Origin of the sequence: Alsobacter sp. KACC 23698 (assembly GCF_045348435.1) — a bacterium.
Lineage (GTDB): Bacteria > Pseudomonadota > Alphaproteobacteria > Rhizobiales > Beijerinckiaceae > Alsobacter.
Window position 1 is genome coordinate 1,129,337 of the sequence record NZ_CP157484.1, and the last position, 20,813, is coordinate 1,150,149.

18 protein-coding genes are annotated in these 20,813 nt (G+C 69.5%); 10 read left to right on the forward strand and 8 right to left on the reverse strand.

What is annotated here, in order from left to right; all coding sequences use genetic code 11:
- Positions 1–50: 50 nt before the first annotated feature.
- Positions 51–1,169 carry a glycosyltransferase gene (locus ABEG18_RS05230; RefSeq protein ID WP_406857039.1) on the forward strand — a complete coding sequence of 373 codons (1,119 nt, stop codon included), beginning with the start codon at positions 51–53 and terminating at the stop codon, positions 1,167–1,169.
- Between the two features lie 34 nt (positions 1,170–1,203).
- On the opposite strand, the gene ABEG18_RS05235 is transcribed toward ABEG18_RS05230, so the two are convergent.
- Together ABEG18_RS05235 and ABEG18_RS05240 are read right to left on the reverse strand one after the other, a co-directional pair.
- A complete protein-coding gene (locus ABEG18_RS05235; protein ID WP_406857040.1) occupies positions 1,204–2,589 on the reverse strand; it encodes a hypothetical protein in 1,386 nt (461 codons plus the stop codon).
- A gap of 113 nt (positions 2,590–2,702) precedes the next feature.
- The gene (locus ABEG18_RS05240; RefSeq protein WP_406857041.1) at positions 2,703–3,743 is read right to left on the reverse strand and encodes a GumC family protein; all 1,041 of its coding nucleotides are present in this window, start codon (positions 3,741–3,743) and stop codon (positions 2,703–2,705) included.
- A gap of 581 nt (positions 3,744–4,324) precedes the next feature.
- On the opposite strand from ABEG18_RS05240, the gene ABEG18_RS05245 reads away from it, so the two are divergent.
- The 7 genes from ABEG18_RS05245 to ABEG18_RS05275 all read left to right on the forward strand — a co-directional run bounded on the left by ABEG18_RS05245 (position 4,325) and on the right by ABEG18_RS05275 (position 12,512).
- Positions 4,325–5,122: a sugar transferase gene (locus ABEG18_RS05245; protein ID WP_406857042.1), complete on the forward strand. Its 798-nt coding sequence runs from the start codon at positions 4,325–4,327 to the stop codon at positions 5,120–5,122.
- A 70-nt stretch (positions 5,123–5,192) separates the two neighbouring features.
- Positions 5,193–6,476, forward strand: a complete 1,284-nt coding sequence (locus tag ABEG18_RS05250) for a polysaccharide biosynthesis/export family protein (RefSeq protein WP_406857043.1) — start codon at positions 5,193–5,195, stop codon at positions 6,474–6,476.
- A gap of 5 nt (positions 6,477–6,481) precedes the next feature.
- Positions 6,482–7,666, forward strand: coding sequence for a glycoside hydrolase family 5 protein (locus ABEG18_RS05255; RefSeq protein ID WP_406857044.1), 1,185 nt, complete (start codon positions 6,482–6,484; stop codon positions 7,664–7,666).
- Positions 7,663–9,189: an O-antigen ligase family protein gene (locus ABEG18_RS05260; protein ID WP_406857045.1), complete on the forward strand. Its 1,527-nt coding sequence runs from the start codon at positions 7,663–7,665 to the stop codon at positions 9,187–9,189. Before ABEG18_RS05255 ends, ABEG18_RS05260 begins: the two co-directional genes overlap by 4 nt.
- On the forward strand, positions 9,186–10,646 hold the full coding sequence (locus ABEG18_RS05265) for an oligosaccharide flippase family protein (RefSeq protein ID WP_406857046.1): 1,461 nt from the start codon (positions 9,186–9,188) through the stop codon (positions 10,644–10,646). Before ABEG18_RS05260 ends, ABEG18_RS05265 begins: the two co-directional genes overlap by 4 nt.
- Positions 10,647–10,680: 34 nt before the next feature.
- Positions 10,681–11,547 carry a glycosyltransferase family 2 protein gene (locus ABEG18_RS05270; RefSeq protein ID WP_406857047.1) on the forward strand — a complete coding sequence of 289 codons (867 nt, stop codon included), beginning with the start codon at positions 10,681–10,683 and terminating at the stop codon, positions 11,545–11,547.
- The gene (locus tag ABEG18_RS05275; RefSeq protein ID WP_406857048.1) at positions 11,544–12,512 is read left to right on the forward strand and encodes a glycosyltransferase family 8 protein; all 969 of its coding nucleotides are present in this window, start codon (positions 11,544–11,546) and stop codon (positions 12,510–12,512) included. Before ABEG18_RS05270 ends, ABEG18_RS05275 begins: the two co-directional genes overlap by 4 nt.
- 6 nt (positions 12,513–12,518) lie before the next feature.
- Here the strand turns inward: ABEG18_RS05275 and ABEG18_RS05280 are convergent, their stop codons facing one another.
- Positions 12,519–13,763: a DUF4214 domain-containing protein gene (locus ABEG18_RS05280; protein WP_406857049.1), complete on the reverse strand. Its 1,245-nt coding sequence runs from the start codon at positions 13,761–13,763 to the stop codon at positions 12,519–12,521.
- A gap of 466 nt (positions 13,764–14,229) precedes the next feature.
- Here ABEG18_RS05280 and ABEG18_RS05285 point away from each other — a divergent pair, with 466 nt between their 5' ends.
- Positions 14,230–14,502: a hypothetical protein gene (locus tag ABEG18_RS05285; protein ID WP_406857050.1), complete on the forward strand. Its 273-nt coding sequence runs from the start codon at positions 14,230–14,232 to the stop codon at positions 14,500–14,502.
- A 32-nt stretch (positions 14,503–14,534) separates the two neighbouring features.
- Here ABEG18_RS05285 and ABEG18_RS05290 read toward each other — a convergent pair whose 3' ends face one another.
- The 5 genes from ABEG18_RS05290 to gcl all read right to left on the reverse strand — a co-directional run bounded on the left by ABEG18_RS05290 (position 14,535) and on the right by gcl (position 19,810).
- Positions 14,535–15,329, reverse strand: a complete 795-nt coding sequence (locus ABEG18_RS05290; RefSeq protein WP_406857051.1) for a WecB/TagA/CpsF family glycosyltransferase — start codon at positions 15,327–15,329, stop codon at positions 14,535–14,537.
- A gap of 449 nt (positions 15,330–15,778) precedes the next feature.
- Positions 15,779–16,198 carry a hypothetical protein gene (locus ABEG18_RS05295; protein WP_406857052.1) on the reverse strand — a complete coding sequence of 140 codons (420 nt, stop codon included), beginning with the start codon at positions 16,196–16,198 and terminating at the stop codon, positions 15,779–15,781.
- A 67-nt stretch (positions 16,199–16,265) separates the two neighbouring features.
- The gene (locus ABEG18_RS05300) at positions 16,266–17,039 is read right to left on the reverse strand and encodes a fumarylacetoacetate hydrolase family protein (RefSeq protein WP_406857053.1); all 774 of its coding nucleotides are present in this window, start codon (positions 17,037–17,039) and stop codon (positions 16,266–16,268) included.
- A 10-nt stretch (positions 17,040–17,049) separates the two neighbouring features.
- A complete protein-coding gene (locus tag ABEG18_RS05305) occupies positions 17,050–18,024 on the reverse strand; it encodes a 2-dehydropantoate 2-reductase (RefSeq protein ID WP_406857054.1) in 975 nt (324 codons plus the stop codon).
- A 40-nt stretch (positions 18,025–18,064) separates the two neighbouring features.
- Positions 18,065–19,810 (reverse strand): glyoxylate carboligase, encoded by a 1,746-nt coding sequence (gcl, locus tag ABEG18_RS05310; RefSeq protein WP_406857055.1) that lies wholly within the window; start codon positions 19,808–19,810, stop codon positions 18,065–18,067.
- A 164-nt stretch (positions 19,811–19,974) separates the two neighbouring features.
- Between gcl and ABEG18_RS05315 the strand changes: the two genes are divergently transcribed.
- Positions 19,975–20,808 carry an IclR family transcriptional regulator gene (locus ABEG18_RS05315; protein ID WP_406857056.1) on the forward strand — a complete coding sequence of 278 codons (834 nt, stop codon included), beginning with the start codon at positions 19,975–19,977 and terminating at the stop codon, positions 20,806–20,808.
- Positions 20,809–20,813: the final 5 nt, after the last annotated feature.

Here is a 20,813-nt window from a genome sequence, read left to right on the forward strand (position 1 = left end):
GAGGGCTGTCTATGGGAAGTAGGCGGCCAAGACAAATCGGGCGAGGTCCCATGACGGTCGTGCTGACATATTGGGGCCAGCGGGGCGGCTCCTATTTCACGGGCTGCCTGGCGGCCCGCATGGCGCAGGTCCTGGGGCCAGAACGCCTGATCGTCTCCGGCCGCGCGACCAATCCCGACCTCGAGATGCTGGCGCCGCCGGGCGTGCGCACCGTGCACATGCGCATCCCTCTCTTTTCCTCGCGCGATCCCCGCGCCTGGGCGACGGGCCTCAAGGACGTGGCGGGGTTCCCGTCCTTTCTGGCGGCCGAGAAGCCGAGCCATGTCGTGGTGGCGATGAATCATCTGCTCGCCTGGCCCCTGGTGAGCCGCCGCCCGGCCGGGACGAAGCTCGTCTATGTGGTGCATGACGTGTCGCCGCATCCGGGCGACTACGGCGCCGTCTTCCAGCGGTTCACGCAGCGCAAGCTGCTGGCGCAGGCCGACATCGTGGTGGCGCTGTCGGAGGCCTCGGCGGCCGAGCTGCGCCGCCTGCCGGCCGGGGAGGGTGGATTGCGCGCCGGGCAGCCGCTCGTCGTCGCCCCGATCGCGGGCGTCTCGCCGGTCGAGACCGCCACGCCCAAGCGGGTGACCCCTGGCGAGCCGGTGCGCTTCCTGTTGCTGGGAAGAATGATCCATTACAAGGGCTTGCAGCTCCTGGCGGACTCGGTGCGTCAACTGCCGGCGGACGGCTCCTGGACGCTCACCGTGGCCGGCCAGGCCAAGGCGGACCAGCAGGCCGCGATCGAGGCGCTGGCGCGGGACGCGCCGGCCGTTCGGCTGCAGTCCGGATGGCTCGACCGGTCGGCCTTCGTGGACCTCATCGCCGAGCACCACGTCCTGCTCTGCCCCTACACGGAGGCCAGCCAGTCCGGCGTGATCCCGGAGGCGATGAGCCGCGCCACCCCGTCCATCGTGACGCCGGTCGGGGCCCTGCCGGAGCAGGTCGGCGGATCGCCGCCCGCCGCCGGACTGATCGCCGCGGACGTCACCGCCGAGGCCTTCGCGGCCGCGATGCTGTCGATCATCCGCGATCCCGGGCGCGTCGAGGAGCTCTCGCGCGGCGCGGTCGACCGGCTCGCCATGACGCGCGCCGCGGACCCCTGGCCGGAGATCCTGCGGGGCGCGTAAGCGGCCGCTCCGCACCGTCAGCCCTTCCGCACCGTCAGCCCTGGGGACGGCGGCCCAGCGGCACCTGCAGGATGCGGAACCGGTCCGCCTTCAGGGCCGGCAGTTCGCTGTCGCGCATCGGCGGGCCGATCAGCACCGTGGCGGCGGCGACCTTGCCGTCGATCAGCGCCTTGATGGCCTCGTCGCCGGCGAGCTCGATGGCGCGCGGGTTGACGCCCGCGCTCGCGAAGGCGTCCTGCACCATGGCGCCCTGCGAGCCCGGGGCGGGCCTGCCCATGGCCACGGGCTTGCCGGCCAGCTGCCCGACGGAGCGGATGTCCGCCCTGACGGCCAGGAACACGACGAGGTCGTCCGGCTCCGCCGCGGCCGTCTGGCGCGGCTCGGGCGGCGGGGCTGGAGCCTGCGCCACGGGAGCGGGCGCCGGAGCCGCCGCGGGCGGAGCCTGCGCCGGAGCAGGGCTGGGAGCGGGAGCCTGCGCCATGGGGGCGGGAGCAGCGGGCGCAGCCGGACTCTCGGCGGCCGGCTCCGCGCGCGCCGGGAGCTGCGGCGGGCTGGACGGGGTGGCCGGAGGCGCCACGACGGGAGCGGCCGGCGCGGGGAGGGCGGCGGTCCTCGTCTTGGCGGCCGGGACATCGCTGGGCTGAGTCTCGACGGGCGTAACCTCGTCGGGCTTAACCTCGACAGGCCTGGCCTCGACGGGCTTGGTCTCGACGACCTTGGCCTCGGGCGCCGCCGGGGTGCTCGGAGCGGCGACGACAGGGGCCGGCTCTTCAGGCGTCGGCGCGACGGCGCTCGCATAGCGCCGGCTGGGCGCCATCATCGAGACGGGCCCTGCGCCGGCCGGCTTCGGCGAGGCGGAGGCCTGCGCCGCCGGCGCCACGGTCGGCTCCGCCGAAGTTGGGGTGGGCGCTGCGAGCGAGGCCGACGCCGAGGCGGCCGGATCGGCGGAGGGCTGGTCGTCCCAGGCGAAACGGGGGCGGGGCGGCGGCAGCGGCACGCTGCGCGGGGCCGGCGCGGCGGCGGCCTGGGCGGTCGGTCTCGCGTCGACCGATGGGCCGGGACGGCCGACCGGGATGGCGGCCGGGTTCTGCCCCGCCACCGGGACCCCGCGCAGGGTGCCCTGGATCGGGCGGGCCGGCGCGGCGCGCTGGGGGGCCGCTTTGCGCGGCTCCGAAAGGCGCGGCGCGGCGAGGCGCGGCGCCAGGACGCGGGGGGCCGGACGGGCGCGTGCGCCCGAGTTCAGCGCGCAGCCGTCGTCGCAATCATAGGTGAGGTCGCCGGCCGCGCCGGGGTCGATCGCGTAGTCTTCCGCCCGGGCCGCGCCGGCGCCCAGGAGGGCCGCCAGGACCAGGACGGAGCCGGCGCGCCAACGCGTCGCCGGGAGTGCGGACGCCGGCGCTCGGGGCCTTCGGTGGGACACATGCATCGTGGGTTGGACCTGCCTCGTCGTGACGGGTGGGGGTTCAAGCATCCGGGAGCGCGAGGCGGGTCACGCCGCCGTCAGCGCAGCGCCCCGCGGAGCGCGGGACGCTCTCACGCGAAATGATCCCTTTTGAGGCGGGCGCCGCCGAAGCGTCGATCCAGCAGGAGCGCCAGCAGCGAGCCCAGCGCGGCGGAGAGGAACAGCGCCGTCGCCAGCACGATGAGCGTCTTCGGATAGCTCTTGTTCAGCGGCGGGAAGCCCGCGCTGACGATCTGGGCGTCCGGGACGGTGAAATACTGCTGCTGGAGGGTCTCGGCGTACCGCTCCAGGAACTTGTCGTGGATCACCCGGTAGGTCTGCGCCGTGCTCTCCAGGTTCTTCAGCGCGACGCGGGCCGATGCGGAGTTCTCGCCCTGCAGCGAGCCTGAGAATTTCAGCTCCTCCACGGCGCGCTCGGCGTTCTGGGCCTGCTTCTTCAGCTCCTCGGTGCGCTCCTGGAGCGCCTTGCTGGTGCGTGACGCGAGCTCCTCGCGGAACTGCAGCTGGCCGTCCATGTAGGCGTGCGCATAGGCGTTGACGACGCGCGCCGCCTCGACCGGGTCGGGCATGGTCGCGGTCAGCTCCACCACATAGGTGAGGCCCAGCCGCTTGGCCGTGACCTGCTTCTGCAGCGCCCTGGTGGTGGCCTCCATGCGGGCCAGCTCGGTCTTGGCCGGCGTCTCGCGGTCCCAGAATTTCAGCGTCGAGAGGACCTGCGAGAGCACGCCCGGCCGGAAGGCCGGATGATCGACGAGGTTCTCCGCCTCGATCACCTTGCGGACGATCCGGTCAGATCGGAGGATCTCGACCTGGCTCTCGATATTGGCCGAATCGGTGTTGGAGTCGGTCGGCGCCCGGGTCGCCCGGACCGAGAAGTCGTTCTTCGGATCGATCAGCACCAGGGCCCGCGCCGAATATTGCGGGGGCGTGACCGCCAGGAAGACGAGCGCCACGACAAGCCCGACGCCGGCCGCCGCGAGCACCACGCGCCATTGCCGGACGACGGAAGCCCAGGCCGCCGCGAGGGTCTCGCCGCCGCGCTCTTCGGCCGCGGCGAGGTGCAGGCGTTCATAGGCCGCCATGGTCTCGTGAGTGCGTTGGTACTGGTTCATTCAGCGACTCTCCTCGCGCGCCGGCGCCTCGGGTCCAGCCGGCGAGGCTCCCGAGGCTCTCCAACACGTGTCCGCTCCAATCGATCCCTCGGCGCGCTGCGAAAGCGCCGCGCGCCGGTTCGCCTGCGGACCAGACGCGCTCGGTCCGAAGGCGGAATTTTGGGATGCAAGCGTCTGAAACACGGCGGCTTTCTGTGAATTCCAAGAGGCTCCGGACGGTCTATCTCGCAGTTGCAGCATTTTTTCGGGATCCATTCCGCCGAGGTGACGTTGTGAGCCCGAGACGCATGGCTAACCGGCGGTTAACGCACCGTCGCAGCCGCCCTTCAAAGGCCTTCCATGCAGCTCGTCATAATAGAAATTTCCAGATGCGTCCAGATACTAAAGTAGAAAAGTGAAGCAACATTGCAACATGGCGAAGTCTGACTGAGTACCACTGGTATTGAGGTCGCCATATTTTGCCCACATTCCTAGAACTATAACAAATCGTATTGAGAATACTGTATGAAACATTGACTTATAATCTCAGCTACATCACAAGTGATGACGCTGGACAGACTGGAACTGCCGGGAGACGATGCATGAAAGAGACTTCGTGGGACACGCTAATCGCGAAGGCTCCCTTCGGCCTGGACCGTCGCGCAAGGCGGTCCGAGGCGCAGCCGAACGTCCATGCGGCGTCCTCCCGTCCGGTTCCGTTCGGCAGGGCGGGGACGCCCCGGGGCGACTATCGCGGCGAGCGGCGGGGCGAGCTTGTCGGCTCGACCGAGCCGGTCAGTCCCTATCTGTATTCCCGCCGCAAGCGCGTGTTCGACATCGTGGTGGCGTCGTTGGCCCTGATGGCGCTCGCGCCGATCCTGGTGATGGTGGCCAGCCTGGTCCGGGCGACCTCGCGCGGTCCGGTGCTGTTCCGCCAGCCTCGCGGCGGCCAGGGCGGCGCGCCGTTCCGGGTGTGCAAGTTCCGCTCGATGTCGATCGACGCGTCGGCGCAGGGCGACGTCGTCCAGGCGACGCGCGGCGATCCGCGAATCACGCCGGTGGGCCAGTTCATCCGCCGCACCAGCATCGACGAGCTGCCGCAGCTGCTGAACGTCATCAAGGGCGAGATGTCGCTGGTGGGGCCTCGCCCGCACGCCGTGGCGCATGACCGGTTCTTCGGCGAGCGCGTGCCCGGATACCACCGGCGCTTCGTGGCCCGTCCGGGCGTGTCGGGTCTGGCGCAGGTTCGCGGCGCCCGGGGCGAGACGCCGCGCATCGAGGACATGCAGAGGCGGGTCGAGCTCGATCTCGAATACATCCGCCACGCGTCGCTGAGCATGGACGTGAAGATCCTGATCGCGACCGGTCGCGAGATCTTCTTCAGCTCGTCGGCCTACTGAAGTCGTGTGTTGGGCGTCAGCGCGTCCCTGAACGGTCGCAGAGACCGACAATCCATTCGGAGGTGACGAGTTGAAACATCCCCTCACTCATCGAACCGCGGCCCGCATGGGCCGCGTCGCCGTGTTGGCGGGCGGCCTCGCATTGTGGGGCGTCGCGCCGGCCTTCGCCGAATACGCCGTGCAGAGCGGCGACGTGATCGAGATCTCCGTCGCCGGGCTGCCCGACCTCAAGCAGCGCAGCACCGTCGGCCTCGCCGGCGAGATCGCCGTGCCGATGATCGCGCCGGTCCGGGTCGCCGGGCTGAGCCTCCCGGAGGTGCAGAAGAAGATCAAGGCGGAGCTGTCGCAAAAGCTCTACCAGCAGCACGCCAGCGACGGGCGCGAGGCGGTGACGGCGATCTCGCCGGAGGCCGTGATGGTCTCCATCGTCGAGTATCGCCCGGTCTATCTCAGCGGCGACGTCACCAAGCCCGGCGCCCAGACCTACCGGCCCGGCATGACGGTCCGCCAGGCGGTGGCGCTGGCCGGCGGCTACGAGATTATGCGGTTCCGGATGAACAACCCGTTCCTGGAATCGGCCGACCTGCGCACCGAATACCAGACGCTCTGGATGCAGTTCGTGAAGCAGCAGGCCACGATCTGGCGGCTGCAGAATGAGATGGATCCCAGCCGCAAGGGCGGGCCTTCGCTTGAGCAGATGACCCAGGCGCCGCTGCCGGAGGCCGAACTGGCCCGCGTCCGCGACATCGCCAAGCAGGAGCTCGCGCTTCGCCAGGGCCAGAACGACGCCGAGCGGGGCCATCTGCAGAAGGCCGTCACCCTGGCGTCCTCGCAGATCGACCTCCTGAAGTCCCGCCAGGGCAAGGACAATGAGAACGTGCAGGTCGACTCCGCCGACTATGAGAAGCTCAAGGAGTTCTCGTCGCGCGGCAACGTGCCGATGACGCGCCTGTCAGAGGCGCGGCGCCTCTATCTGTTCTCGGCGACCCAGTCGCTGCAGACGGAGGTGCAGCTCACCACCACGCTGCGCGAGAAGGAAGAGGCCGAACGCAAGGTCGGGCGCTTCTGGGAGGATCGCCGCAAGGAGATCCTGAGCCAGCTCGCCGAATCCAATGTCGAGCTGAACCGGATCCGCTCCCGCCTGCAGGCGGTCGGCGAGAAGATCACCTATACGGGCATGATCCGCTCGCAGCTCACCCGCGGCGGGGCCTCCAACCCGGTGATCAAGGTGTACCGCGCGGCCTCCGGCGGCGGCGGCGAATCGGTCGTGGACGAGGACGCGGAGATCTTCCCGGGCGACACCGTCGAGGTGGCGCTGCACACCGAAACGCCTCTCGCGAAGCTCCAGGATTGAGCGCCGTGACGCAAGCGGCCATCAGGGTCGCCGCCGAGGGCCGCGCGGGCGAGCCGCAGCGCCTCACCCGGCGCGCGGCCCTCGGCTCGATGCTCGCCGCCGCGGCGGCGGTCGCCGGCGCGAGGACGGGTCCGGCCCTTGCCGCCGCGCCGCGCGGGCCGATGGCGCTCGCCCGGGGCGTGAACCTGTCCCACTGGTTCGCCCAGAGCTTCGAGGGTTATTCGGCCACGCATCTGGCCCTGTTCGTGAAGCCTCAGGACCTGGCGCGGCTGCGCGCCGCCGGCTTCGCGCACGCCAGGCTGAACCTGGATCCCGACGTCATGTTCCCGTCGGGAACCGCCCTCGACGCCACCGCGCTGACGCTGCTCAACCGCGCGCTCGACGCCATCGACGCGGCCGGTCTCGCCACCGTGGTCGACCTGCATCCCGGATCCGGCAAGGAGAAGCTCGCCGAGAGCGCCGGGCAGGCGCAGTTCGTGGAGCGCTGGAGCCGCCTCGCCCGCGCGCTCGCCGGCCGCGATCCCGCCCGCCTCGCGCTGGAGATCCTGAACGAGCCCGAGCCGCTCCGGGACGACGCATGGTGGGCGTTGCAGGAGAGGGCGCTCGCCGCGATCCGTGCGGCCGATCAGTCCCGGACCGTCATCGTCGCCGGCGGCGGCTGGAGCGGCATCGACGACCTCGTCAAGCGCACGCCCTATGGCGACCCCAACCTCGTCTACACGGTGCATTACTACGCCCCGATCCTCTTCACCCACCAGGCGGCGGAATGGACCTGGCCGGTGGCCACCCGCGTGTCCGGGCTGGGCTGGCCGGAGGACGCCGCGCGCGCCGAAGCCGCCGCCCAGGCAGCCACGCGCGATCAGGAGGCGCATGACCACGTGCGCGACCAGATCGGAGGCGGCGCCTTCACCCAGTCCGCCATGGCGGCGAGTTTCGACACCCTGGGCGACTGGGCCCGCCGGCACGGCGACCCGGCCATCTATGTGGGCGAGTTCGGCGCCTATGCGCGGGCCGCGCCCCGCGATGCGCGGCTGCGCTGGGTCGAGGCGGCGCGCCGCGAGTTCGAGCGGCGGGGCTGGGGCTGGGCCGTCTGGGACAGCTCCCGCAGCTTCGGCCTGCGCCCGGAATCCGGGCCGGACGCCCTTGATCCCGGCATGCTGGCCGCGCTGGGCCTGGAGGCCGGCCGATGACGACGGCCCGCCAGCGTGTCCTGGCCGTTCGCGCGGCCATCGCCGCCCGCAGCGCGGAGAGGCGGGGGACCGGCCCGGCCTCGGCCGCGGCGCCGACCGCCCCGACCGGGAGCTGGCTCCCGCCGCTGTCTGCGGGACCCATGGCCCTGGCCTGCGCGGCCCTGGCGGCGCTTTATGTGGCCCTGGCGGCCGCCGCCTTCATGGACGACGACTATGTCAGCCTCGTCCTGATCCTCGCGATCCCGTTCGCGCCCGTCGCCCTCCTGGCCGGCCAGCGGGCGCTGATGGGCGTGGCTCCCTATTCGACGATGCTGGCGATCGGCATCGTGCTGATCGAGAGCGCCAGCTGGCGCACGCGCGAATACGCCGACAAGAGCATCGACCTTCAGGTCGCCCTCAAGCTCGGCGGGATCGCGCTGTTGCTCGCCCTGAGCGCGCCCACGGTCTTCAGGAGCTTCCGCACGGGCCTCGCGACGCCCTGGTCGCTGTGGCTGGGCTGGCTCGGCTTCACGATCATGACCTGCGTCTACGCGGTGGCGCCCGCCTATGCGGCGGTGGCCGCCGTCTCGATCACCGGCGGCTATCTCTATCTGTGGAGCATCGGCGAGGAGCAGGGCGAGACCACCGTCGTCAAGATGATGATCCTGGCCTGCTTCGTTCTCTGCGCCGCCTCCGTGGTGGTCTATTTCGCGGTCCCGTCGCTGGGGCGCATGAGCGACTGGGTGAACAACGTGTTCGTGCCCACGTCCCGCCTCCAGGGCGTGTTCGGCTCGGCCAACGCCGCCGGGTCGGCCGGCGCGGTCGGGCTGATGCTGAGCTTCCTGGTGCTGGAGCGCGGCAAGCGCGGCCTCCTGTTCTGGGCGGCGGTGGGCTCCTTCGCGTTCTGCCTCGTGCTCAGCAACAACCGGATGGCGCTGGCGGCCGCCGGCCTGGCCTTCGGCTACGTGTTCATCCAGAAGGGCGACAAGCCCCTCAAGATCGCGCTCCTTCTGGTCGGCGCGGGCGTGGCGGCGGTGGCGGGCTATCTGTGGGGCGAGCAGTTGCTCGACCTCGTGTCGCGGTCCGGCTCGGCCGAGGAGGTCCTGACCGGCACCGGCCGCACCCGCATCTGGGAGGTCGTGATCAGCCTGTGGCTGGAGCACCCGCTGCTGGGGCTCGGCTTCACCTCCTCGGGGCAGATCCTGCCGAAGAACGAGATGCTCTTCGTCGCCGCCGCGCACGCCCATAACGTCTTCCTGGAGACGCTGTTCTCCGGCGGGCTGGTCGGCCTCGGCCTGTTCATGGCCGCGCTGATCGCCTCGATCCGCCGCGCGGCCCGCGCCGGCGCGCACGCCAAGGTGGCTTACCTGCTGTTCTTCATGCTGTACGGCATGACGGAGCCGATCGTGAACGGCCTCGTGGGCTTCCCCTCGATGTCCTTCGCGCTCGCCTGCATCCTGCCGGTCTTGCAGGACCGCCGGACCCGGCCCAATCCGCTGGGCTTGGCGCCGCTGGCCGGCCGCAGCCCGGAGCCGGCGGCATGACGGCGATCTCCACCGAGGCGGAGGCCGGCCTGGCGGACGGCGCGCCGCGCAAGGGCCGCGTGAGCGCCGGCGGGACGCTGCTCGGCGCGAACCTGCTCGAGGCGATCCTTCCCTTCCTGCGCAACATCGCGCTGGCGCGCCTCATCGCGCCCGATCAGTTCGGACTGGCGATCTCGCTTTCCGTCGTGCTCGGCATGATCGAGGTGATCACCGATTTCGGCCTGCCGATCTTCGCTGTGAGCAAGACCACCACGGCCTCCGACGACGAGATCATGCCCACGCTCCAGAGCCTCGCCTTGCTGCGCGCCGCCGCGATCGGCGCCGTGCTGGCGGCCGCGTCGCCCTTCGTGGCGCAGCTCTTCGGGGCGACGGACAAGGCGTGGGTCTACGCCTTGCTGGGCGTCATCGCGCTGCTGCGGGGCTTCAACAATCTCGGTCCCAAGGAGTGCATGCGCCACTACGTGTTCTGGCGCGAGGCCACGGTGATCTCCACCACCCAGACGGTCTGGGCCGTGGTCACGGTCGCGATCGCGGCGCTTCAGGGCGGCTTTGAATGCATGATCTGGGGCATGCTGGCGGCGACCGTGGCTGAGGTGGCGCTCACCCACGGGCTGTCGCCCAGGCCCTATCGGCTGGGATGGAACGCGGACGCCGCCAAGGACGCCTCCCGGTTCGGCCGCCCGCTGCTCGTCAACGGCATGGCCGTGTCGCTCGCCATGGGAGACCGCCTGCTCGTCGGCAGCCTGCTCGGGCCGTCCGCGCTGGCGCTCTACAACGTCGCCTATGGGACGGCCACGCTGCCGCGCTCGGTGCTGTCCAAGTTCCTGAACAGCATGTTCGTGCCCATCTTCACCAACAGCCGCGCCCAGCCGGAGAGGTTCGCCCGCGTGTCGGACCTGTGGGCCTGGCTTCTCTCGGCGCTCGGCTGCTTCTACGGGCTCGGCTTGGCGCTGCTGGGCGACGAGGTGCTGGGCCTCGTCTTCGGCGCCCATTACCGGCCGACGCGCCTCTTCATGTGCCTGGCCGGCATGAGCGTCTTCGTGAAGTTCATGATGATGCTGCCGGTGCCGGCGGCCTATGCGTCCGGCCGGACGCGGCTGGTGAGCCTGGGCTCGATCATGTCGGCCTGCGCCGTCGCGCCGGCCGGGCTGATCCTGATCCTGACCCGCAATCTCGACGCCTTCCTGCTCACGATCGTGGCGGCCGAATTCGGCGCCGCGATCATCTATGCGCGCTGGGCGCTGCGGGCGCAGGCCTTCACGCCGCGGGTCGCTTGGCTCTGCCTCGGGGCGCCTCTCGCGCCGCTGGCCGCGCTCGCGCTGCTGGCGTGGACCACGCCCCAGCTGGCGCGCCTCGACTGGGCCATGGCGTGTTTTGGCGGAGTCGCGGCCGCAGCGGCGTTCTACGGCGCGGTCGCGGTCATGTTCCGCATCGACTTCAGGACGCTGCTCCACTGAGCGCGGACGCCCGAACCGACGAGGTGAACTCGCAATGACCATCTACCTGTTCTCGACGACGGATTTCGCCGGACCCCGCAAGGCGGACTTCCAGCGCCTGCTGGACTCCGTCGGGACGCAGTCGGGGCTCGCCAGTCCCGTCGTGCACTATGTGATGCTGCAGAACTGCGCCGAGGCGGAGTTCACCGCCTATGCGGCGACGGCCCCGGCCAGGATGCGGCTGATGCGGTCGCCGGGGCGCATGTCCCTGTCCGCCGCCCGCAACGAACTGCTGCGCGCGGCGCTCGCGGCGGAGAGCTTCGGCGAGGACGACCTCGTCGCATTCCCGGACGACGACTGCTGGCTGCCGGAGCGCCTGCTGGGCTCGGTGATGGCGCTGTTCGCGGCCCGGCCGACGCTCGATCTGTTGATCTGCCGGGTCTCGATGACGCCTGATGAGCGTCCGCCGACGCCCCAGGAGGTCGTCGAGCCGACGACGCCGCAGCTGGTCCGGCTCAGCAGCTCCAACAACATGATGCTGCGCGGCGTCCTTTTGCCCCAGCTTGGGCTGTTCGATCCGGAGCTGGGGCTCGGCACACCGGCCAAGGGCGGCGAAGACACCGATTTCGTCATCCGCGCCTCGCTGCGGGCGCGGTCGGTCGGGTTCATCCCTCGGCCGCTGGTCGGGCATCCGGAATCGGACCAGGCGTCCGCCTCCAAGTATTTCCCCGGCACGCTGCTGGTGCTGTCCCGCCACGCCTGGCGCAAGCCGAGCCTCATGCGCGAATTCGTGCGCAAGCTGGCCGTGGGGGCCTATTTCGTCGCGAACGGCCGCCTCAGCACCCCCGAATATCGCGGCGCACTGCGTCGGGCGGCGCGCTCCTTCATCGCCCCCGAGAACCGCCGGAGGACCGCAGCGTGACCGACCGGATCTGCATTCTGCTGTGCGTCGACGAGAACTACCGGCGCCAGGCCGGCGTCGCCGTGAGCTCGCTGGCCAGGGCCACCCCGGGCGGCCTCGACGTCCACATCGCGGCTTTCGACCGCGACCGCGCCGCATCGGCCGCCATCTTCGACCCGCTGGTCGCGCGCCATCCCGACATGAGCCTGACCTTCCACGACCTGGACGCGTCGGTGTTCGACGGCCTGCATGTCACCAAGGCGTTCCCCAGAAGCATCTATACGCGGCTCATCTTCGACCGCTTCCTGGACCCCGCCATCGAGCGCGTGCTCTACATCGACGCCGACGTGGTGGTGTGCGGCGACCTGCGGCCGCTGTGGAGCACGGATCTCGGCGGCGCCGTGCTGGCGGCGTCGCGCGACCCGTTCCGGCAGGACCCGGAGCAGATCGGCTTCGCCGAGGACGAGCCCTATTTCAACTCCGGCATGCTGCTGATCGACCGCGCGCGCTGGAGGCAGGAGGGGGCCGAATACGCCATCCTCGATCTCCTGGCCGCGAGAGGACGCGAGCTGCCCTGGATGGACCAGGACGCGCTCAACATGGTCCTGCGCGGGAAGGTGCGCTTCGTCGGCATGGAGTGGAACTACCAGCCCCGCTGCGCCGACGTGCCGCCCGACTTCCTGCAGCTCACCGAGGCGGACTACCGCGAGCTGCGCCGCCGTCCGCGCCTCGTGCACTACACCACGAGCCACAAGCCGTGGAACGAAGCGTTCCGCGTCCACTACAGCGACCTCTTCTTCGCCGCCCAGGACGCCGCCGGCCTGCCCGACCCGCTGCGCTCGCGCCGTCCGCAAAACGCGGCGGAGCGGGCCCTCGCCGTCAAGACGGCGCTGCGCTGGCGGTTCCCCGGCGCGTTCCGCGCGCTCCGGCGCGTGCTGAAGCCGCAGGCGGCGGCGCGCATGTACCGGGCCGGTCCCCAGGGCTGAGCCGCGTCAGAGCAGCGTCCAGGCCGTATGGATCTGGGACGCGAGATGCTGTTGCGCGTCGGCGCTCTGGGCGATCCCCACCGCCACCGACGCCCGCGAGACGCCCGAATCCAAGAGGCCCTGCCAGAAATGCAGGCCCGAGCCGTCGGCGGAGCGGCCAAGCGCTCCCTGGTAGAGAAGGTCCACGAAGGCCGACGACGCCATCGACCCGTGCTGCTGGTGAAACTCCTGCGAGTTCAGCATCGTGGCGGCCACGTCCGATGGGCTCGCCCCGTGCTTGACGGCGCTGGTGAAGGCGGTCTGGCCGCCCTGGTCGGCGTCCCGGCCCAGAATGGCCCAGTAGAGCCGGCCCACGCCGGCGGCGTCCGGATCGAGGCTGGCGCCCGGAGCCGAAGCCGGCCCGCCGCCGGACGAGCCGGCCGGCCCGAAGGCCGCCTTGAACGCCGCGCCTGAATGCGGGTTCTGGCCGGCGTGGAACTGCCCGTTGAAGTTCGCCGCGTTGGTTTCCCAGTAGTTCTGGAACACCATGCCGTGGTCGTTGAACCAGCGCGCCGCGTCCTGGATGTAGCCCTCGGCGTTGTCGCTCTGCACGCCCCATTCGGAGACGGCGGTCGCCTTGTGGTGGGCGGCGGCGAAGTCCTGCTGCCATTGCAGCCCGTAGGGCCCGTTGACCTTGCTCTGGAAGGCGGCGTGTCCGTCCGGCGAGTCCCATTGCAGGTTGTAGTAGAAGTCGGTCCCGACGACGTCCACATAGGCGTCGCCCGGATAGGCCGTGGCGGGATCGATCACCGAGCCGCCGATATTGACGTCCCAGACGAATTTGAACCGGTCGGACACGCCCCGGAAGGTCTGGACGAGATCGCGGAACGCCCCGATGAAGGCGTCCTCGTGTCCCTTGGCCGACCAGGGCATCCAGTCGCCGTTGAACTCCCATCCGACCCGCACATAGATGGGGCCGCTGCTGTCGGCCGACTGCGCCAGCGCGTTGGCGGCGAGCTTGTAGTGGCCGTCGAAGGCGCCGGCGGCCGCCTGCTCCAGGCTCGCTCCCTGCACGACGAGGGGGACGGACCAGATCACGTCCGCCCCCGACCCCTTCCACAGATCGGCGGCCCAGGGCACGGAACTGTCGAAGGCGGCCCAGTTCCAGTCGTTGAGATAGAACAGGACATGGTCGACCGGTCGGCCAAGCCAGTGCGAGAACGCGGCGAGGTCCGACGCATCGTTACCGACATAGGCGCTGAGCGCGACCATGAACCTTGCTCCGACATGATTCGGGATCGGCTCATGGGACGCCCTTGCTCTTAACCGCGGGTAAACAGCCTGTGGAGCGCCGGCGCCGGGTGAAGAAGGTGCTTCGGGTTTTGTCTTCGTGACTCAGCCCGGGTCGCTGAATCGATTGATCGAACGAGTTGGACTGAGCGCAACCCACGGGGATATGGGACCGCGGCTAAACCTTTTGGGGCGAAGCCGTGTCACCCTGTAAGCCTGGGTCGAACCCACTGATTCAAGGGTGGCGTCGGGTGGACGATCAACCGATCTGCCTAATCCGCATGGCATATTCTTTTTGAAGAGCAGCGCTTCTTGGCCGATGGCAAGATGTGAGGACAGGAGATCGCCGTTCGCGTTAAACACAGACAGCTCGCAAGTGCGGTGCTACTGTCGCGGCAATCGCGCGGCGAGGAGAGTGGAATGGCCGTGCCGCGGACCTGATGGCCTGATGATCATATTCTGTGTTCTGATGGGTGTGGCGGGGTTAGCGTCGGGATTCTTCCTGAGCTGGATCATCGTGTTCATCAGCAGCGTCGCGGTGTTCACAGCCGCCCTTTTGAGCGTGTGGGTGAGCGGACAGACGCTCGGAGGGGCCGCCCTGGTCGCATTGGCGGGGACGCTCGCCTTGCAGGCCGGGTTCGTGACCACGGGCTTTGGGACCGCCGTCTGGCGCAGCCGCGCAGGGGGCGAGAAGCTGAGGCGGACGGGGCGGGGAGTCTGAGCCGGTAGCTCAGCAGACCCCTCACGATCAAGTCATCCGCTTATCCTATCAGAGGCGGATTCCGACCGAAGCGACGCTGAGAAGAGGTCCTGGGAGGCGAGGTAGAGGAATCGCCATGAGTCGACGAGGTAGCGGCGATACAGGCGCTTCGGGTCTGACGCGAGCCGCCATAGCCACTCCATGCCGGCCTTTTGCCACGCGACCGGCGCGCGTTTTAGAATCCCTGCGCGATACTCGATGCCGGCTCCGACGCACAGGACGTAACAGCTTCCAAGGCGGTCCCTATGTTGGGCGACGAAGATCTCGGATTTCGGCGCTCCGACCCCGAAAAAGATCTGGGTGGGCGCAAATCGTTCGATCGCGACTAGCAGGTCGTTTGTGGCGCGTTCCGAGCGCTCGAAGCCGAACTCAGGAATATGGAACGCGTATTCGCCCGGCGCGAAACCGCGTGCGACGAGGTCCTTCCCCAGCGCTTCGCCCACTTCCGGACTGCTGACCACAAAGAACGGGCGTTGGCGACCCGGCGACAAACGGTCGAACACCTGCGCAAACAGATCCGCGCCCGTGACCCGCGTCGCGCCCTTCAGACCCTTAAGCTTTGCAAAGGCGGACACCGGCGCGCCATCGATCGTTACAAGCCAGGCGGAGGAATAGGCCGCCCGAAAATCGGCGCGCTTCGCAAGTTGCACCACGTGGTCCACATTCATGGTGACGACGAGGCGCGCCGGCTCGTTGCCCCTGACGCGCTGAGTGACTTCCGCAGTCAATGTTTCAAGATCGTCCGTCGCGGGTTGGTAGCCAAAAAGAGGAAGAGTCGCAGCATTCATAAGAGAATCTCCGATTTCGCAGTGCAACCAATTTTGGTCCGACGAGCCGTTAAGCGTCCCGGCCATTGATTGTTCCGAACTGGGACGGGTTAAATTGCGAGCGGCAGCCCGGAAGCAGCCCGCAGCGCAATCGCGCCGGCTCGGCGCGCGTGAGATCAGCGCCGCCTAGCGCCGTCCTGTGCGAACCCGCACAGTCGGCGAGAGCGCGCTTCGCACAGGCGATCCTAAACGCGAAAAAGCCGCCGAGAGTTACCTCTTGGCGGCGTTCCCATTCCGCAGACCCGAGCGATCAACTCGCCAGTACATCCGTGGTCGGACGATGGCTCGGATGGACGGTCCCGCTCGGCGTCGCCGGGGTCCGTCTCACCCATCTTACATGGGGTTGGGTTTCCCGCATACAAGCTCAAGCGCCGCTGCGCCGCGCCAGACCTGGGGGCGGTCCGGCGGGCTCAGCGCTTGGCGACCACGTCGATGATGTGGGTCTGGATCCTGGGGCCGGAGCCGACCTCCACGGTCACGACGTCCGGCCCGGCGAATTTCGGCTCCCCCCGGAAGAACAGCGCCTGTACGGGCACGTCCACGCCGGCGCAGCGCGCGGCGCTGGCCGGCACGGTGGTGCGCCCGGCGCGGATGATCACGGTGCCCTTCGTCGGCGGCTTCACGATGCGGATGTCGGGCACCGGGACGGGCGTACAGTCGGGATTGAGCCCTCCGAAGATGCCGAGCTGCGCGTCCTGCCCGGGCTCCACCTCGGCCTTGTGGCTGACGGCCTGCGCCGCCGTCGGCGCCGGGGCCTGGGTCTGAGCTTGCGCCTGCGCGGCGCAGCCGGCGAGAAGGAGTGTTGCGGCGGCCAGTCGGACGAAGGTCATGGAGCTCTCCAGATGTGAGTCCATGAGCCTTTACCACGAGGTTGCATCCGGTTGCGACCGCCGGCCGCTACCCAGCCAGGATGTTGCTCAGCGTTCCCACGCCGTCGATCACCACCTCGACCCTGTTCGCCGGACCCCGCATCGCCCCGACGCCAAGCGAGGTGCCCATGCAGATCAGATCGCCCGGCAGCAGCGTCATGTCGCGCGACAGCAGGCTGACCAGGCGCGCCGGCTGGAACACCGCGTCCGACAGCGGGTAGTTCTGGCGCTCCTCGCCGTCGAGCAGCGTCCGGATCCTCGCCTCGGCGAGATCGAGTTCGGTCGCCACCACCGGCCCGAACGGGCAGAACCCGTCGAAGCTCTTGGCGCGTGCCCATTGGGGAAAGCTCGCGTCCTTGCCGATCAGGTCGGCCGCCGTGATGTCGTTGACGCAGACATAGCCCAGAATGGACGCCTGCGCGTCCGCCTCGCCGGCGTTGCTGCAGATCCGCCCGATGACGATCCCGAGCTCGCCTTCGAACACGATGCGGCCGTCATAGGACCGGGGGCGCCGGATCTCGGCCCCCGGACGGGCGCAACTCGTCGGCGCCTTCAAAAGATAGAGCGGCTCCTCCGGGATGGGCGACCCGAGCTTTTGCGCGAGCGCCCGATAATTGTTCCACAGCGCGATGATCTTGGTCGGGCGGGTTGGGGCGAGCACGTCGACGTCGGCGAGCCGCAGGATCGTCCCGGTCGGCCCGCCGGGGCCGAACAGGTCGCCCCCATGCGCCCGGATGGCGTCGCCGTCGAGCGATCCGAAGCCGATTTCGCCGTCATGCAGGTAGCGGATCCAGTGGGTCATGGCGCGCGCCTCAGTGCCGGACGGCGTTGGCGGCGCGCTGGCGCACCAGCGCCAGGACCGTGTCGATGGTGGGGGTGGGCATGCCCACCAGCGTCCCCATCTCCTGCACGACCGTGACCAGCGGGTCGATCTCCATCGGCCGGCCGCGCTCCAGGTCCTGCAGCATTGAGGTCTTGTGCGCGCCCACTGCGCCCGCGCCGTCGATGCGCCGCTCGACGTCCACCCGGAAGCGGACCCCGACGACGTCGGCGATGGCCTTGGCCTCCAGCATCATCGCCTTGGCCACCGCCCGCGTGCCGGGGTCGGAGCAGATCACGTCGAGCGTGGCCCCGGTGAGCGCGCTAATCGGGTTGAAGCACAAATTGCCCCACAGCTTCAGCCAGATCTCGTCGCGGATGTTGTCGAGCACGGGCGCGCGCAGCCCGGCGTCGGCCATCAGCGCCGAGAAACGCTGGACGCGGTCCGACAGCTCGCCCGAGGGCTCGCCGATCGGGAACTTGTCCCCGTAGACATGCTTGATGACGCCCGGCTCCACCACCTCGGTCGCCGGATAGACGACGCAGCCGATGGCGCGCTCCGGGCCGAAGCGACGCCACTGCTCGCCGCCCGGATCGATGCTCTCCAGCGTCGAGCCCTCGAGCCGCCCGCCATGGCGGTGGAAGTACCAATAGGGGATGCCGTTGACGGCGGTCACGATGCCGGTCTCGTTGCCGAGGAGCGGCTGCATGGCCTCCACGACGCCCGGCACCGAATGGGCCTTCAGCGCCAGGATCACGAAATCCTGCGGCCCGGCCTCGGACGGGTCGTCCGTGCAGCGGGGATGGGCGACGATTTCGTCCTCCTTGCGGATGACCCGCACGCCGTTGCGCCGCATCGCGTCCAGATGCGCCCCGCGGGCGATGAAGGTCACGTCCGCGCCCGCCTTGGACAGAAGGGCGCCCATGTAGCCGCCGATCGCGCCGGCCCCGTAAACGGTCACTCTCATGAGATGTCTCCCCAGTTCGTGAAGTGGATGGGCGGGTCGTTCAGCGGGCCGATCCGGGCGCGAGCGCCAGGTCGAGCGTCTCCTCGAACTCCACCACCTGGTCGATCTCCGGCCCCATGGCGATGTTGGTGACCCGCTCGGTGATCACCTCCACGACGACGGGCACGCGCTGCGTGCGCGCCTCCTCGCGCGCCCAGCGCAGGGTCGCCCCGAGATCGCCCGGATCGAAGACCCGCGCCGCGATGCAGCCGAAGGCCTCGACCGCCTTCACGTGGTCGACGCCATAGTCGCCGATCTCGGGCGAGTTGATGTTCTGAAAGGAGAGCTGGACCTCGTAGTCCATCTTGTAGCCGCGCTCGGCCTGCCGGATGAGGCCCAGATAGGCGTTGTTGAGGATCACCATCACGAAGGGCACGCGGTACTGGGCCGCCACGGCCAGCTCCTCGATGAGGAACTGGAAGGAGTAGTCGCCCACAATGCCGACCACCTCCTTGTCCGGTTTGGCGAGCTTGGCGCCGGTGCAGGCCGAGATCTCCCAGCCGAGCGGGCCCGCCTGGCCGCACACGATGTAGTGGCGCGGCTTGTGGATCGTCTGGAACTGCCCGGACGCGATCTGGTAGAGCCCGATCGCGGTGACGAACTGCGTGTCGCGGTCGAAGGCCTTGTTGACCTCGTGGAAGACGCGCTGCGGCTTGATCGGCTTGTCGTCGAAGTCCGTGCGGCGCAGCATGGTATGCTTGCGGGCGAGGCATTCGGCCGGCCAGGAGCGCTGCGGCACGCGCCGCGTCCGCGCTTCCGCGACCAGCGCCTCAAGCGCCAGCTTGGCGTCCGCCACGATGCCGAGGTCCGGGCAGAACACCCGCCCGATCTGGGTCGGCTCGATGTCGATGTGAATGAATGTGCGGCCCTTGCGGTAGACGTCCATGCCGCCGGTGTGGCGGTTGGCCCAGCGGTTGCCGATGCCCAGCACGAGGTCGCTCTGCAGGAAGCTGGCGTTGCCGTAGCGATGCTGCGTCTGCAGCCCGACCATGCCGGCGTTGAGGGGATGGTCGTCCGCGATGGCGCCCCAGCCCTTCAGGGTCGGCACGACCGGCGTGCCGGTGAGCTCGGCCAGTTCGACCAGGAGCTCGGAGGCGTCGGCGTTAATCACCCCGCCGCCGGCCACGATGAGGGGCCGCTCGGCGGCGAGCAGCATGTCGACGGCGCGCGCGATGGCCTTGGGGTTGGGCGCGGGCCGGTGGACGGGGAGGGGGGCGTCGACCTCCGGATCGTATTCGATCATCTCCTTCTGGACGTCGATGGGCAGGTCGATATGCACGGGCCCCGGCCGGCCGGAGCGCATGATCCGAAACGCCTCGCGGAACGCCCAGGGGACCTGCGCCCCTTCCATCACGGTGACGGACCACTTGGTCACCGGGCGGGTGATGGCGGCGATGTCGACGGCCTGGAAATCCTCCTTGTGCAGCTTGGCGCGCGGCGCCTGCCCGGTGATGCACAGGATCGGGATCGAGTCGGCGATGGCCGAATAGAGCCCGGTCACCATGTTGGTGCCGGCCGGGCCCGAGGTGCCGACGCAGACCCCGATCGCCCCGGACCGGGCCCGCGTGTAGCCCTCGGCCGCATGGGTGCCGCCCTCCTCGTGGCGCACGAGGATGTGCTGGACGCTGCTGTCCTTCATGGCTTCGTAGAAGGGCAGGATCGCGGCTCCCGGCACGCCGAAAACGAGGTCGACGCCTTCGCTTTCGAGCACACGCATAGCGGCTTGCATCGCAGTCATCTGCGCCATCAGACCCTCCCTGGCCCACGCCGTCCCTTGCGGAGTGAGAAATCATTTCGCGATGTGGGAATGCTGGCATGCCAGTTCGGCGGATGCAAATGGAAATTCATCTTGATAGGCGGAAAATTTGTTTCGGCCGCGCGCCGTGCTAGATCAGGCGTTCTGGAGGCCTCATGGTCGACGTCGTCGCCCCATCACCGCTGCCCTCCCGCAAGCGCGGGCGTCCCCCCTCCGTCCACGCCGAAGCCGGCGGCGAGATCCAATCCCTCGACCGCGCCATCGGCGTCCTGGAGGTGCTGTCCAACGCGGACGGCCTGCCGCTGAGCGACGTCGCGCGGCGCAGCGACCTGCCGACCTCCACCGCCCACCGCATGCTGATGACGCTGCAGCGGCGCGGCTTCGTCGCGCAGGACGCCGAGACGGGGCTCTGGACCGTCGGAGTGGGGCTGTTTCGCGTCGGCGGCGCCTATCTGCGCATCCGCAAGCTTCCCGATATCGGCCGCCCGATCATCCGCGAGCTGCTGAAGCGCGTCGAGGAGACCGTGAACCTCTCGATGCTGGACGGCGACGAACTGGTCTGCGTCGCGCAGGCGGAGAGCCACGCGGCCGTGCGGGCGTTCTTTCGCCTCGGCCGCAGGCTGCCGATCCATGCCTCGGCGGCCGGCAAGGCCATCATGGCGGCCATGCCGGACGACGAGCGCGACGCCAGGATGGCGAGGCTGACGCTGCAGGGCTACACCCCCAACACCCACACCACCCTTTCGGCGCTGCAGGCCGACGTCGACGCAGTGCGCGAGCGGGGCTATGGCGTCGACGACGAGGAGCACACCGTCGGCATGCGCTGCGTCGCCGCCGCCATCCGCGACGAAAACGGCGAGCCGATCGGGGCCGTGTCGATCTCCGCGCCCGCTGTGCGCATGCCGACCGCCAAGATCCCGCAGCTGGGCGAGAGCATCATGGCCACCGCCAGGCTGCTGGCGGCGCGCTATTCCGGACGGGTGGATTGACGCGC